Consider the following 12,745-nt stretch of genomic DNA (forward strand, 5'->3'; position numbering starts at 1 on the left):
AGGTAGATTTATGTGTGATTATCACGACAAGGAGGAACCAGTGGATATTGAAGTGGTGCGGGGCGCGACGCTCTTCGCAGGTCTGGACGACGAAGCCACCAGTGCATTGATGAAGTTCATGAACCCGCGGAGTCTCCGTCGGGGAACCGTGCTCTTCAACGAAGGCGATGCCGGCGATGAGCTCTACATCGTCTCCGCGGGCAAGCTCAAGATCGGTCGTGAATCCTCCGACGGCCGCGAGAACCTGCTGTCCGTGGTCGGACCCGGCGAGATCATCGGCGAACTCAGCCTCTTCGATCCGGGTCCGCGGTCGACTTCCGTGACCGCGGTCTCCCAATCGGAGCTGCTCAGCCTCAAGCACGAAGACCTGACGACCTGGCTCAACGAACGCCCCCAGGCGGCCATGAACCTCCTCAAGGCCCTGGCTCAGCGTCTGCGCCGGACCAATGAGACCGTCGGTGACCTCGTGTTCTCCGATGTTCCCGGCCGTGTGGCCAAGGCTCTGCTCGATCTGGCCGCACGTTTCTCGAAGCCGGCTCCGGACGGCGTCCTCGTCGCCCACGACCTCACCCAGGAAGAGCTCGCGCAGCTCGTCGGTGCCTCGCGTGAGACCGTGAACAAGGCCCTCGCCGATTTCGCCGCTCGCGGGTTCATCCGCCTCGAGGCCCGTTCGGTCGTCATCCTCGACATGGACCGCATGCGCAACCGCGCCCGCTGACCCTCCTGCGTCTCCGGCGGGCCAGCCCACCGGCGCCGCTGACGCTCGAACGCCCGGACGCTTCGGTGTCCGGGCGTTTCTGCGTCGGTCGCGGTCTCAGGCGTCGGCGGCGGGCAGAGCGTCGAGGTAGGCCAGCTGGGCCTTGACGATCTGCTCGGCGGCCGGCCGCACACCGGCGTCGACATCGTGGTAGACGATGTCGCAGACCGCGGCCGCGGTCGTCGCTCCCCGGTCGAGTGCGGCCCTGACCTGGTCGATGCGCTCCAAACGGTGGGCCCGGTAGTAGTCGATGGCCTCGGCTGGGTCGTCGATGCGGGGGCCGTGGGCGGGTTCGATGATCGCGAACGCTTCGTCGTCGAGCAGGCTGCGCAGCCGGTCGAGGGAGTTGAGATAGTCGCGCAGGGACCCTTCGGGGTGGGTCACGATCGTCGTTCCCTCCCCCAGGATCGTATCGCCGCTGTAGAGGGCGCCGGCGTGGATGAGGCTGATGCTGTCGCTGGTGTGGCCGGGGGTCGACACCACACGCAGGACATCGGCAGGGGCGTCGCCGAAGGCGATCCGGTCGCCGTCGGCCACCGGGTCCGCATGGCGGGCGAAGCGGTCGAGTGCGGCGTAGACGGGAACATCGGGGGCCCATCGGTCGACGCTGCCGAGCATCTCCGAGTGATCGGCGTGCTGGTGGGTGAGCACGATCGCACGCAGGCTCCGGTGGCCCACCTCGGCGAGGAATGCCTCCCGGTGCTCAGTCGACTCCGGGCCGGGGTCGATGACCACGGCCGCATCGTCGTCCTGGCTGGTGAGAACGTAGGTGTTCGTCCCGGACAGGGTCATCGGGCCGGGATTGTTCGCACGGATTCTCATGAGTCGTCGCTCTCCTCGTCGATTGTCTCGTCATCATCGTCGTCGCCGCGGGACAGGAATCCGGGGCTGTGGTCGGTATCGTGCTCGCCGACGGCGATCGCCCTGTCGCGCAGGGTGCCCTTGCTGTGCGGGTCCCTGCCGGTCTGGATGACGATCTTCCAGTCGCCGTCGTCGCGGGTGACCTCCGGGCGCAGCGGGTGGACGTTGCGCACCTGCGCCATGGCCGCACCCACGGTCGCGACCTCGGTGAGGCTCTCGACGATGAGGCGGGTGCTGGCACCGATGCTGTTGGGATCGCCGCCGACTTCGTCGAGCACCTGAGCCGGACGCTTCCAGCCGCCCGAGGTCTCGTTCGGGGACAGGAAGTCGACCTCTTGGCCGAAGGGCACGGTGGCGATGAAGAAAGTGGTGTCGAAGCGGTGCAGCTGAGTCGGTGTGTTGATCCAGCGCAGCCATGGTTTGCACAGGTCCGCGCGCAGCTTCAGGTCACGGTCGCGCAGAACCTGTGACCAGGTGATCTCGTTGGAGAACAGCCGGGACCGGGTGGTGCGCCAGTCCGTCTGCGGGGCGGCCACGAGTTCTCGGTCGACGTCCTCGGCCAGCAGGATGCCGGTGGCGGCGAAGGCGATGCGCGCGGCCGCGGAGAAGTGGTGGAGCGCTCTGGACCTGTTCTCGATGCGCAGCGCGCGGGCGCAGCGGGCGGAGTTCCATCCGGTCAGCGGGAGCTTCCGCGCATCTCCCGGGCGCAGACTGCTGGTGGGGAAGGCCCACCGGTTGCGGTCCTCGACGCCGCGGGCGTCGAGTTGGCGGGTGATGAAGACTTCCAGACCATCGGAAGCGTCCCTGATCAGCACGATCGCCGAGGTGGGTCGAGGGGCCTCGGGGACGGGCCACCGCCCGTCGGACTGCCAGTGGTCGAGCAGCCACCGCAGTTCCGACGAGACGGGCAGTGTGCGTCCGCTAGGCGGCATCGCCTGAGACTTCGACGACGACTTCGACCTCGACGGGGGTGCCCAGGGGCAGGGTGTTCACTCCCACGGCGCTGCGAGCGTGCTGTCCGCGATCGCCGAAGATCTCCCCGTAGAGTTCGGAGACGCCGTTGATGACGGCGGGCTGCTGGGTGAAGTCGTCGGCGGAGTTGACGAAGCCGGTGACCTTGACGACGCGGACGATCCGGTCGAGGTCCCCGATGACTCCCGCGATCGCGGCCAGGGCGTTGAGGCCGGCGGTGCGAGCCAGCTGGTAGCCGGTGTCGACATCGACATCCGTGCCCAGATGTCCGGTGGCCGGCAGTTTTCCGTCGACGACGGGCAGCTGACCGGAGGTGTAGACGTAGTTGCCGGTTCGCAGCGCCGGGACGTAGGCGCCGGCGGGGGCGGCGATCTCGGGCAGATCGAGGCCGAGCTCGGCGATGCGGTCAAGGGTTTTGGACATGGGTCCTCTTTCGAAGTGGGTTGAGTATGTGCTGTCCTCACTCAGGAGCGAAGCGGGCGGATCATTCCTTCGGGCGCTTGAGGTAGGCGACGAGTCCGTTGTTGTCCGGCCCCGGTACGACCTGCACGAGTTCGTATCCGTCCTCGCCCCACTGATCGAGGATCTGCTTCGTCGCATGGACGATGAGCGGCACGGTGACGTATTCCCACTTGGTCATGATTCTCCTCGGTAGGGTGTGCGTCGACGCGCGGATTCTGCCGGGCATGTCCCAGGCACGGTCGACGACGCGGTTCCGTCCCCAGACTAGCTCAGTCCGAGTCGAGTCAGCACTCCCGCCGAGGAGCGGGACAGCATGGATGGCCGAAGGCGGGGAGGAATCGGCTCCTCCCCGCCTTCTTCACGGGCTGCTGCACTCGGCAGAGACGCCCAGTCCTTCGGCTCGCTCAGCCCTTCGGCTCAGTTGTTCGACTCAGTTGCCGCCGAGGCCGGGTGCCTCATCGCCGCCGCCGTCGCCTCCGCCGGTGCCGCCACCGCCGCCGTCGCCTCCGCCGGTGCCGCCACCGCCGCCGCCGTCGCCTCCGCCGGTGCCGCCACCGCCGTTTCCTCCGCCGCCGGTGCCGCCGCCACCGCCGCCGCTGCGGCCGCTGGTCGAGGAGCCACCGCCGCCTCCGGATCCGCCTCCCTTGAGGTACTTGCTGCTGGGCTTCGGGAATCCGGTGTTGCCCTTGGTCTCCTTGACCGCCTGGCTCATATAAGCCTGCCAGGTCTTACCGGAGATCGTGGCACCGTAGACGTGACCACTGACCGCACCGGCACCGTCGTAGCGCCAGTCCCTGGTGCCCGATGGATCACCGGTCCACACGGCCGTGGACAGGGTCTTCGTGAAGCCGAGCAGCCAGGTGTGGCCGACGTCGAAGTTCGTCGTACCGGTCTTCGCGCCCGCAGGGACTCCGATGCCCAGACCGGAGGTCGTACCGCCTTTGAATGTCTGCGTCAGCGCATAGGCGACGCCCTTGGCGACGTCCTTGTCGAGGACGCGTTTGCAGCCCTCGCCCGGCAGGTCGAGCTTCTCGCCGTTGCGGTCCTTGATCTCGGTGATCGGCTTGGGCCCGCAGAACTCGCCTTCGTTCGCGAAGGCCGCGAAGGCCGCTGCCATGGCGATGGGTGTAGTCTCCGTCGTTCCCAGGATCGACGAGGGGGACAGCGCCTGGATGAACCCGTTCTCATTCTCGTAGTCCAGCTTCTCACCGCTGCCGTAGCGGATGCCCAGGTCCATCGCGGTGTCCATGATGTCGCACATGTTCATTCGGTTGCCCATGGCCGCGTAACCGGTGTTCACCGAGTTCTTCGTCGCCTCGAGCGCGGTCATCGAGCCCTTGCCCTGACCGTCGCCGGCGTTGTTCGGATCCCAGTCTCCGGCCATGCTCGGGCAACCGTCGTACGTCCATGAGCTGGCAGGGAAATTGCGTTTCGTGGCATTGACAGTGGTGTTGAGGCTCTTGCCTTCCTTGAGCCAGGCCGCGAGGACGAAGGGCTTCCACGTCGAACCGACCTGGAAACCGCCGCCGCCGTTGTGCTTCTTGTCGACGGCGTAGTTGATCGAGGTCTTCTTGTTCCTGTCCTTCTTCTTGACCTCGCCGGCCGTGTACTCGCGGTTCTCGGCCATGGCGATGACCTCGCCGGTGCCGGGTTCGATGGTCACCAGGGCGTGGCCGGCGCCGGAGGGATCGCCGACGGGCACACGCTTCTTGATCTCTTTGTCCGCGATCTTCTGGATATCGGGATTGAGGCTGGTCTTGATCGTCAGACCACCCCGCTGGAGGAACGCGAGCCGTTCATCGGCCGTATCCCCGAAGGTGTCGTCGTTCATGATCACGTTCTGGACGTAGTTGCAGAAGAACTCCGCATTGCTCTTGGCCGCCGTGCAGCCGTTCGGTGTCTCATGCAGATCGAGGTCGAGATCGGTCTTGACCGCCTTGTCGTATTCCTCCTTCGTGATGTGGCCGTATTTGTGCATCTGCCCCAGCACGGTGTTGCGACGCTTGAGCACCTGATCGGGGAACCGCTGCGGGTTGAAGGCCGATGGGTTCTGCACGATGCCGGCGAGCATCGCTGACTGCTGGATGTTGAGGTCCTTGGCGTGGATGCCCCAGTACCGGTAGGCGGCGGCTTCGACGCCGTACACGTTCGGTGATCCCGAATAGTTGTTGATGTTCATATAGCGGTTGAGGATTTCCTTCTTGTCGTACTTCTTCTCAACCGCGACCGCGAGTTTGGCCTCACGCAGTTTGCGCGCATAGCCTTCGACTCCGTCGGACTCCTTCGCCGCCTCGACGCCTTCGGCGTCCTCTTCGGCATGGGCGTTCTCCGCCAGCACGTTCTTCACGTACTGCTGGGTCAGCGTCGATCCGCCCTGCGTCGTCGAGGACACCATATTGTGCACCGCTGCACGTGCGATGCCCTCGATGTCGACACCGCCGTGTTCGAAGTACCGGTAGTCCTCGACGGCGATCGTCGCGTTCTGCATGTCCTCGGAGATCTCGTCGAGCGGAACCTCGACGCGGTTCTGCCAGTAGAACTCCGCGATCTCGGAACCGTCGGAGGCGAGCATCGTCGACTTCTCGCCGAGATCCTTGATCTCCAAGGTGGCGGGAAGCGAATCGAAGATCTCAACCGCACTGTTCGCACTGGCTGTGGCTACGCCGACTCCGGGGATGGCCAGACCGGCGGCGACGATCCCCGCCACCGCGCTGACGGCCACGAACTGCATGAACGCGCCCATTTTGGTCGGTGTGGGCTTTGACTCAGGAGACACCATGAGAGCCAGTTTAACGAATTCGCCCTGTGCAGACCTTCAGAAACCGCTGAGCGACTGGGTTCTGGGCACGAGGGTGAGCAGACTGACCTCGGGTCGGCAGGAGAAACGCACAGGTGAGTAGGGGGAGAAGCCCAGCCCCGCCGAGATCTCGACGAGGGTTCGCCGGTACGGAAAAACACCCCTCGCGCGTGTTCGGTCGAGATCGCAGTTCGTCACCGGAGCGCCCCAGAACGGCACCCGGATCTGTCCACCGTGCGTGTGCCCGGCCATGACGAGGTCCGCCCCCGCCGAGGCGAACGCCGCCAATGTCCGCGAATACGGAGCATGGGTCACGCCCACCCGCAGACCGGCCTCGGGGTCGAAGCGCGGATAGTCCAGGCGCCCCTGGCCGGGCGTGCCGCTGCTCCACCGGATGTCATCACGGTCGATATGGGCATCGCCGAGTCCGCAGAAGTCGATGCGGGTGCCCTTGACACTCAGGCTCGCCTCGGCGTTGTCGAGGAAATGCCAGCCCCGAGCGGTCTCTGCAGGCTGCGCGGTCGCACCTTCGAATCCGCGGATGAGCGCCTTGACGTCGAGATCGGGTTCGACCCGGTGCTTGACCTGGGACGGCGAGCGCAGATACGTCGCCGGATTCTTCGCCTGCGGGGAGAAGAAGTCGTTGGACCCGAGGACGAAGACACCGGGGACGTCGATCAGTTCGTCGAAGACGTCGAGCACACGCGGGACGATATCGGCCGAGAGGTTGTCACCGGTGTTGACGACGAGGTCGGGGTCGAGTCGGGTCAGAGCCTTGACCCAGGCGGCGCGATGCTTCTGCCAGGGAGCCAGGTGCAGGTCGGAGACGTGGAGGACCCGGATGGGTGCGGCACCGGCCGGCAGGACCGGAAGGGTGTGTCGGCGGACGGCGAAGAGGTGCGGTTCGATGACCGCGCCCCAGATGCCGGCGGCCGCGGATGCGGCGAGGCCCCCGGCGAGGAGTGCACGCTTGTTCATTCCCCCAACTCTATCCGCTCCCGCAGTTCCGCCTGACAGCCACGGGGCACGAAGCGGTGCCGTCGTCAGGCTGCGGCCAGCGACGTGTTGTGCTCTTCGGCGGCGCGAGCGACGCGGCGACGGTCCAGCGCCTTCATCCGGCGGCTGCCGACGAGTCGGCAGACGAGGTAGATGAGGAAGGAGATCGTCGTGACGAACGGGCTGATCGGGACCACGGGTGAGCCGAGCGCGATGAGGATGCCCCCGACCGAGGCGGTGACGGCGAAGATCACGCTGAGCACGGGCACCCACACCGGGGAGGCCGAGAGCTGTGTGGCAGCGGCTGCCGGGGTGATGAGCAGGGCGAGGACGAGCAGGACACCGACGACCTGCACACTCAGGGCCACGGCCAGGCCGAGGGTGAGCATGAAGACGATGGTCAGCGCCGAGACCGGCACTCCCTTGGCCCTGGCCACCCCGGGGTCGAGGCTGGCGAACATCAGCGGTCTCCACACGATGGCCAGGACGACGAGCACGGCGAGCGAGCAGAGGATGAGGGTGAGGATCTGGCCCGGTGTGATCGCGACGATCTGACCGGTGAGCAGCCCGAACTTGCTCGCCGCGCGGCCGTCGTAGAGGGCGAGGAAGAGGATCGCCAGTCCCAGGCCGAAGGGCATGAGCACACCGATGATGGCGTTCTTCTCCGAGGCCTTGGCTCCCCCGACTCCGATGATCAGCGACGCCATGATCGAGCCGATGATCGACCCGGCCACGACGTCGAAGCCGATGAGCAGGGCGAATGCGGCCCCGGCGAAGGAGAGTTCGGAGATGCCGTGGACGGCGAAGGGGATGTCTCGAGCCATGACGAAGACGCTGATGAGGCCCCCGACGACCCCCAGAAGTGCCGCGGCGATGAGCGAATTGGCCAGCAGTGCGACCAATTCCCCATAGTCTTCGAAGGTGAAGAGGTTGGCGAAGATCTCTGCCGCGCTCATCGGCCCACCGCGCTTTCCGGTTCGAGTTCGTTATCGAGGTGATGATGGTCGACGCACTCCTCCTCGCCGCCGACGACGACGAGGCGGCCTCCGACTCGGACCACCTCGACCGGAGAACCGTAGAGGCGGGACAGGGACTCGGTGGTCATCACCTCGGCGGGGGTGCCGACGAGGAAATGCCCGCCGACGATGTAGAGGATCCTGTCGACGTAGGGAAGGATCGGGTTGATCTCGTGGGTGACGAAGACGACGGCGGCGTCGCGCTTGACCCGCTGTTCGTGCAGGAGTGCGGCGACGACCTTCTGGTGGTGCATGTCCAACGACAGCAGCGGTTCGTCGCACAGCAGCACCGAGGGATCGTTGGCCAGGGACTGGGCGACTCGCAGCCTCTGCAGCTCACCGCCGGAGACGGTTCCCGCAGGAGCATGGGCGTAGTCGGTGGCGCCGACGGCGGCGAGCAGCTCGTCGACCTTCTTCTTCCGTCCCCGCGAGAACAGGCCCGTCCCCCACTTGTGTCCGTCGATGCCCATCCGCACGAGGTCGCGGCCGCGCATCGGGGTGTGCGGGTCGATCCCGCGCTGCTGGGGGATGTAGCCGATGGCCGGGTTGCCCGAATGCACTCTCTGCCCGGCCACCTCGGCGGTGCCGGCCGACAGTGTGTTCTGCCCGAGCAGCACCTTGAGCAGGGAGGTCTTGCCGGTGCCGTTGGGGCCGAGGACCGCCACGAATTCACCGGGTGCGACATCGAGGTCGAGGTCATGCCAGAGCAGGCGGGGACCGAACCGCAGTTCGGCACCGCGCAGACGAATCACCGGCTGCTGCGGCGTCGTCGGGGCGACGAGTTCGGATTCCTTGACCATTGTCAGTGCTTGTGTCCTTCGAGTGCTGTGGAGATGTCGGTGATGTAGCCGCCCATCCAGTCGATGTAGTCCTCATCCGCGGGCATGGTCTCGGCCAGATCGATGATCGGGACCTCGGACTTCTCGGCCGTGGACTTCAGCTGCTCCGCTTGGGGACCGGCCGCCTGAGTATTGTATCCAAGCAGCACGGCCTCCCCGTCGGAGATCTGCTTCTCCGCCTCCTTGAGCACCATCGGCGGCACATCGTTGCCCTCTTCGACGGCGGCGAGGAAGTCATCGGAGGTGATGTTCTCAAGCCCCATATCGGCGAACAGCCACAGCGGCACGCGTTCGGTCGCGGCGACCTTCTCACCACCGTGGTCGTCCTTGACCGTCTCGATCTGGCCCTGGAGTTCGTCCAGCTCGGCCTTGTAGTCCTTCGCGTTGGACTGGAATTCGTCTTTGTGTTCGGGCAGGGACTCGCCGAGGTGGGTCGCGACCTCGTCGACGAGTTTCGTCATCGTCGGCACCGAGTACCACAGGTGCTCGTTGAAGTCTCCGTGGTCGTGGCTGTCATCATCGTGAGTGTGGCCGCCGGCATACGCTTCGTCGTCACCATGATGGTGCTCGTCGCCTTCGCCATGATCGTGGTCGTGGGGTTCGTTGCCGAGGTCGTCGGACCCGGGAAGACCGGAGATCGAGACCGTGTCGATGGTGTCGATTTCGGCCCCGGAGGCCTCGAGCATCGTGGTCATGAACGCGTCGTAGCCGCCGCCATTCTCGACGACGAGGTCGGCCTTCGACAGTTTGAGGCGGTCCTGGGTGGTCGCTTCGTAGGAGTGCGGATCCTGATTCGGATCGTCGATGACCGCAGTCACCTCGGCGAAGTCACCGGCGATCTGGGAGACGATATCGGCGTAGACGTTCGTCGACGTCACCACCGAAAGCTCCCCGGATTCCGCGCCTGAGGCCCCGCTCCCGCACCCGCTGAGGACCAGAGCCGCCGATGCGGCGATGGCTCCGGTGGTGAGGACTGTTCGGGAAGGAGTCATGTCGGGCCTTTCAGGGCATCGGGGTGTGTTCGACACCGTCGACGATACTCAGATCAACGGCCCGGCACTAATATAAATATTTATATATAGAAACGCTTTTATGCGTCACCGCGCGCTCCCCCGTCGGGCGTACCCAGGCGCCCTCGTTCAAGGCGGCGCTCTTCGATCAAGGCCGCGTTCTTCGATCGAGGCGGCGCACCCTCGATCAAGGCCGCGCGCAAAAACGAAACGTTCCTCGGATCCACATGCGAGCGCGCCCTTGATCGACCGTGGTTGGCCGCCTCGTAAGACGACGAACCGCTCGGGAGGATTCTCCCGAGCGGTTCGTCACGGCATCACAGCCGATCACTGACGGCCGCAGCTGATGGGCCAGGTGCCGATCAGGCTGCCTGCGCCTCGAGCTTCGCGGCCAGCAGCGCGGCGATCTGGACCGTGTTCAGCGCTGCGCCCTTGCGCAGGTTGTCGTTGGCGACGAAGAGGACGAGCCCCTTGCCTGCCGGTGCCGACTGGTCGGCGCGGATGCGGCCGACGAAGCTGGCGTTGGCCCCGGCGGCCTTGAGCGGGGTCGGGACCTCGTCGAGGACGACGCCGGGAGCCTCACCGAGCACCTCTGCTGCGCGCTCGGGGGTGATCTCGGAGTCGAATTCGGCGTGGATGCTCAGGCTGTGCCCGGTGAACACGGGCACCCGCACGCAGGTGCCGGCGACCGGGAGGTCGGGCAGATCGAGGATCTTCCGGCTCTCGTTGCGCAGCTTCTTCTCTTCATCGGTCTCGTTCTGACCGTCGTCGACGACGCCGCCGGCCATCGGCAGGACGTTGAACGCGATCGGTTCGACGTAGTTCTCCGGGGCCGGCAGCGACACGGCGGAACCGTCGCGGGTGAGCTTGCGGGCATCGGGGATTCCGGCCTCGAGCTGACCGGCGAGCTCCTCGACGCCGGCCAGTCCGGAACCGGACACCGCCTGATAGGTCGAGACGATGAGTCGGCGCAGTCCCGCCTCGGCGTGGAGGGCCTTGAGCACGGGCATGGCGGCCATGGTCGTGCAGTTCGGGTTCGCGATGATGCCCTTGGCCACTGCGTCGAGGGCCCCGGGGTTGACCTCGCTGACGACGAGCGGGACCTCCGGGTCCGAACGCCAGGCCGAGGAGTTGTCGACGACGGTGACGCCGGCGGCGGCGAACCGTTCGGCCTGGGCGCGGGAGGTCGCTCCGCCGGCGGAGAACAGGGCGATGTCCAGTCCGCTCGGATCGGCCTCGGCTGCGTCCTCGACGGTGATGGGCTGTCCCTTGAAATCGATGGTCTTCCCAGCCGAACGGGCCGAGGCGAACAGCCTCAGGGTGCCGATCTCGAACCCTGGGTCCTCGGCCAGGAGGTCGAGCATGACGCCTCCGACCTGGCCGGTTGCTCCGACTACTCCGATATTGACACTCATCGTCCGGTACCTCCGTACACCACTGCTTCGTTGTCTTCACTGTCGAGTCCGTAGGCGGCGTGGGCGGCCCGGACCGCGTCGTCGAGCAGGTCTGCTCGGGTGACGACGCTGATGCGGATCTCCGAGGTGGAGATCATGTCGATGTTGACCTGGGCGTCGCTCAGCGCTTCGAACAGCGTCGCGGTCACACCCGGGTGGGAGCGCATTCCGGCGCCGACGACCGAGAGCTTGCCGATCTGATCATCGTAGCGGACCTGGTCGAAGCCGATCTCGGTCTTCACCGCGTCGAGGGCCTCCAGCGCCTTGGCGCCATCGGCCATGGGCAGGGTGAACGAGATATCCGTCTTGCCCGGATCACGGGTGGAGATGTTCTGCACGATCATGTCGATATTGGCCTCTTGCTGGGCCAACGTGTTGAAGATCTCAGCAGCCTTGCCGGGGACATCGGGAACGCCGACGATCGTGACCTTGGCTTCCGAGCGGTCATGGGCGACGCCGGAAATGATTGCCTGTTCCATGGTGGACTCCGTTTCTGATTCCGCTGCTGCCGGGGTCGACTTTCCCCGACCCTGTCGGAAGGCTTCGGGGATGGGTGAATCGGTCACCCAGGTTCCTTGATTGCGAGAGAATGAGGACCGCACGTGCACGGGCACGTTGTAGCGGCGGGCGTACTCGACGCACCGGAGCATGAGGACCTTGGCGCCCGAGGCGGCCATCTCCATCATCTCCTCATAGCCGATCTCGTCGATCTTGCGTGCCGAGTCCACGATGCGCGGGTCGGCGGTGAAGACACCGTCGACGTCGGTGTAGATCTCACACACATCGGCGTCGAGGGACGCGGCGAGCGCCACGGCCGTGGTGTCGGAGCCGCCGCGACCGAGCGTGGTGATGTTCTTCGCGGTCTGGCTGACGCCTTGGAATCCCGCGACGATGGCAACGTATCCCTCGTCGAGGGACGAACGGATCCGACCGGGTGTGACATCGATGATGCGGGCCTTGCCGAACTGCTCATCGGTGATGACTCCGGCCTGTGAACCGGTGAATGATTGGGCTTCGAACCCGAGATTGGCGATCGCCATGGCCAGGACCGCCATCGAGATGCGTTCACCGGCAGTCAGCAGCATGTCGAGTTCGCGGGCGGGGGGCATGGGAGAAACCTGTTGGGCCAAGTCGATGAGATCATCGGTACTGTCACCCATGGCCGACACCACGACAACTACTTCGTGGCCGGCTTGACGGTACTCGACAATTCGTTTGGCCACCCGCTTGACCGATTCCGCATCGGCTACCGAGGACCCACCGAACTTCTGGACGACTATGCTCACTGCAGTATCTTCCTTATCGCTGATAAGTTCCGTGCCAGGTGATCGATTCCATGGTTCCAAACATGGAGGTCTCGTGCTGCATCGATCAGGATTTCAGCCGTGTCGGGCTCCCGGCACCTCGACCATTGTATGAGGTAGATCATCTCGGTTCACCTTCGCCCGCCATGTGGGCCGCTGTTCTGCCCGCCTCCACCGGCCGGGTCGAACCGGCACCTCAGGCGCGCTCGCGGGCGAGAAGCGGGCCCGTCCGCGCCCGCGCCTGACTTGTCTCCGATTCCGCTGACAGCCTGGTGGT

At 65.7% G+C, this 12,745-nt stretch carries 12 protein-coding genes; 1 reads left to right on the forward strand and 11 read right to left on the reverse strand.

Annotation, left to right across the window (positions count from 1 at the left end):
• Positions 1–40: 40 nt before the first annotated feature.
• Positions 41–718: a Crp/Fnr family transcriptional regulator gene (locus IG171_RS12270; protein ID WP_212127714.1), complete on the forward strand. Its 678-nt coding sequence runs from the start codon at positions 41–43 to the stop codon at positions 716–718.
• Between the two features lie 96 nt (positions 719–814).
• On the opposite strand, the gene IG171_RS12275 is transcribed toward IG171_RS12270, so the two are convergent.
• The 11 genes from IG171_RS12275 to IG171_RS12325 form a co-directional block, all read right to left on the reverse strand.
• A complete protein-coding gene (locus IG171_RS12275; RefSeq protein ID WP_212127715.1) occupies positions 815–1,579 on the reverse strand; it encodes an MBL fold metallo-hydrolase in 765 nt (254 codons plus the stop codon).
• Positions 1,576–2,550, reverse strand: coding sequence for a hypothetical protein (locus IG171_RS12280; protein WP_212127716.1), 975 nt, complete (start codon positions 2,548–2,550; stop codon positions 1,576–1,578). Before IG171_RS12280 ends, IG171_RS12275 begins: the two co-directional genes overlap by 4 nt.
• Positions 2,540–3,013 (reverse strand): RidA family protein, encoded by a 474-nt coding sequence (locus tag IG171_RS12285; protein WP_212127717.1) that lies wholly within the window; start codon positions 3,011–3,013, stop codon positions 2,540–2,542. Before IG171_RS12285 ends, IG171_RS12280 begins: the two co-directional genes overlap by 11 nt.
• Before the next feature lie 61 nt (positions 3,014–3,074).
• The gene (locus tag IG171_RS12290) at positions 3,075–3,230 is read right to left on the reverse strand and encodes a hypothetical protein (protein WP_009883339.1); all 156 of its coding nucleotides are present in this window, start codon (positions 3,228–3,230) and stop codon (positions 3,075–3,077) included.
• 252 nt (positions 3,231–3,482) lie between these two features.
• Positions 3,483–5,831: a transglycosylase domain-containing protein gene (locus IG171_RS12295; protein ID WP_212127718.1), complete on the reverse strand. Its 2,349-nt coding sequence runs from the start codon at positions 5,829–5,831 to the stop codon at positions 3,483–3,485.
• A 36-nt stretch (positions 5,832–5,867) separates the two neighbouring features.
• A complete protein-coding gene (locus tag IG171_RS12300) occupies positions 5,868–6,827 on the reverse strand; it encodes a metallophosphoesterase (RefSeq protein ID WP_212127719.1) in 960 nt (319 codons plus the stop codon).
• Between the two features lie 65 nt (positions 6,828–6,892).
• Entirely contained in the window at positions 6,893–7,801 is a 909-nt protein-coding gene (locus tag IG171_RS12305) for a metal ABC transporter permease (RefSeq protein ID WP_212127720.1), read from the reverse strand.
• Positions 7,798–8,661: a metal ABC transporter ATP-binding protein gene (locus IG171_RS12310; RefSeq protein WP_212127721.1), complete on the reverse strand. Its 864-nt coding sequence runs from the start codon at positions 8,659–8,661 to the stop codon at positions 7,798–7,800. The genes IG171_RS12305 and IG171_RS12310 overlap by 4 nt, the downstream gene beginning before the upstream one ends.
• A gap of 2 nt (positions 8,662–8,663) precedes the next feature.
• Positions 8,664–9,692, reverse strand: a complete 1,029-nt coding sequence (locus tag IG171_RS12315; protein ID WP_212127722.1) for a zinc ABC transporter substrate-binding protein — start codon at positions 9,690–9,692, stop codon at positions 8,664–8,666.
• Positions 9,693–10,072: 380 nt separating this feature from the next.
• Entirely contained in the window at positions 10,073–11,125 is a 1,053-nt protein-coding gene (locus IG171_RS12320; protein ID WP_212127723.1) for an aspartate-semialdehyde dehydrogenase, read from the reverse strand.
• Positions 11,122–12,450, reverse strand: a complete 1,329-nt coding sequence (locus IG171_RS12325) for an aspartate kinase (RefSeq protein WP_212127724.1) — start codon at positions 12,448–12,450, stop codon at positions 11,122–11,124. The genes IG171_RS12320 and IG171_RS12325 overlap by 4 nt, the downstream gene beginning before the upstream one ends.
• Positions 12,451–12,745 lie beyond the last annotated feature (295 nt).

It is taken from the genome of Brevibacterium sp. SMBL_HHYL_HB1, from assembly GCF_018208375.1.
Classification (GTDB): domain Bacteria; phylum Actinomycetota; class Actinomycetes; order Actinomycetales; family Brevibacteriaceae; genus Brevibacterium; species Brevibacterium intestinavium.

What these genes read in the sequence shown, in the direction of transcription:
- IG171_RS12280 (WP_212127716.1), bottom strand. Translation starts at nt 2,550, where the DNA reads ATGCCGCCTAGCGGACGCACACTGCCCGTCTCGTCGGAACTGCGGTGG.
- IG171_RS12290 (WP_009883339.1), bottom strand. Translation starts at nt 3,230, where the DNA reads ATGACCAAGTGGGAATACGTCACCGTGCCGCTCATCGTCCATGCGACG.
- IG171_RS12300 (WP_212127719.1), bottom strand. Translation starts at nt 6,827, where the DNA reads ATGAACAAGCGTGCACTCCTCGCCGGGGGCCTCGCCGCATCCGCGGCC.
- IG171_RS12305 (WP_212127720.1), bottom strand. Translation starts at nt 7,801, where the DNA reads ATGAGCGCGGCAGAGATCTTCGCCAACCTCTTCACCTTCGAAGACTAT.
- IG171_RS12275 (WP_212127715.1), bottom strand. Translation starts at nt 1,579, where the DNA reads ATGAGAATCCGTGCGAACAATCCCGGCCCGATGACCCTGTCCGGGACG.
- IG171_RS12315 (WP_212127722.1), bottom strand. Translation starts at nt 9,692, where the DNA reads ATGACTCCTTCCCGAACAGTCCTCACCACCGGAGCCATCGCCGCATCG.
- IG171_RS12310 (WP_212127721.1), bottom strand. Translation starts at nt 8,661, where the DNA reads ATGGTCAAGGAATCCGAACTCGTCGCCCCGACGACGCCGCAGCAGCCG.
- IG171_RS12285 (WP_212127717.1), bottom strand. Translation starts at nt 3,013, where the DNA reads ATGTCCAAAACCCTTGACCGCATCGCCGAGCTCGGCCTCGATCTGCCC.
- IG171_RS12320 (WP_212127723.1), bottom strand. Translation starts at nt 11,125, where the DNA reads ATGAGTGTCAATATCGGAGTAGTCGGAGCAACCGGCCAGGTCGGAGGC.
- IG171_RS12295 (WP_212127718.1), bottom strand. Translation starts at nt 5,831, where the DNA reads ATGGTGTCTCCTGAGTCAAAGCCCACACCGACCAAAATGGGCGCGTTC.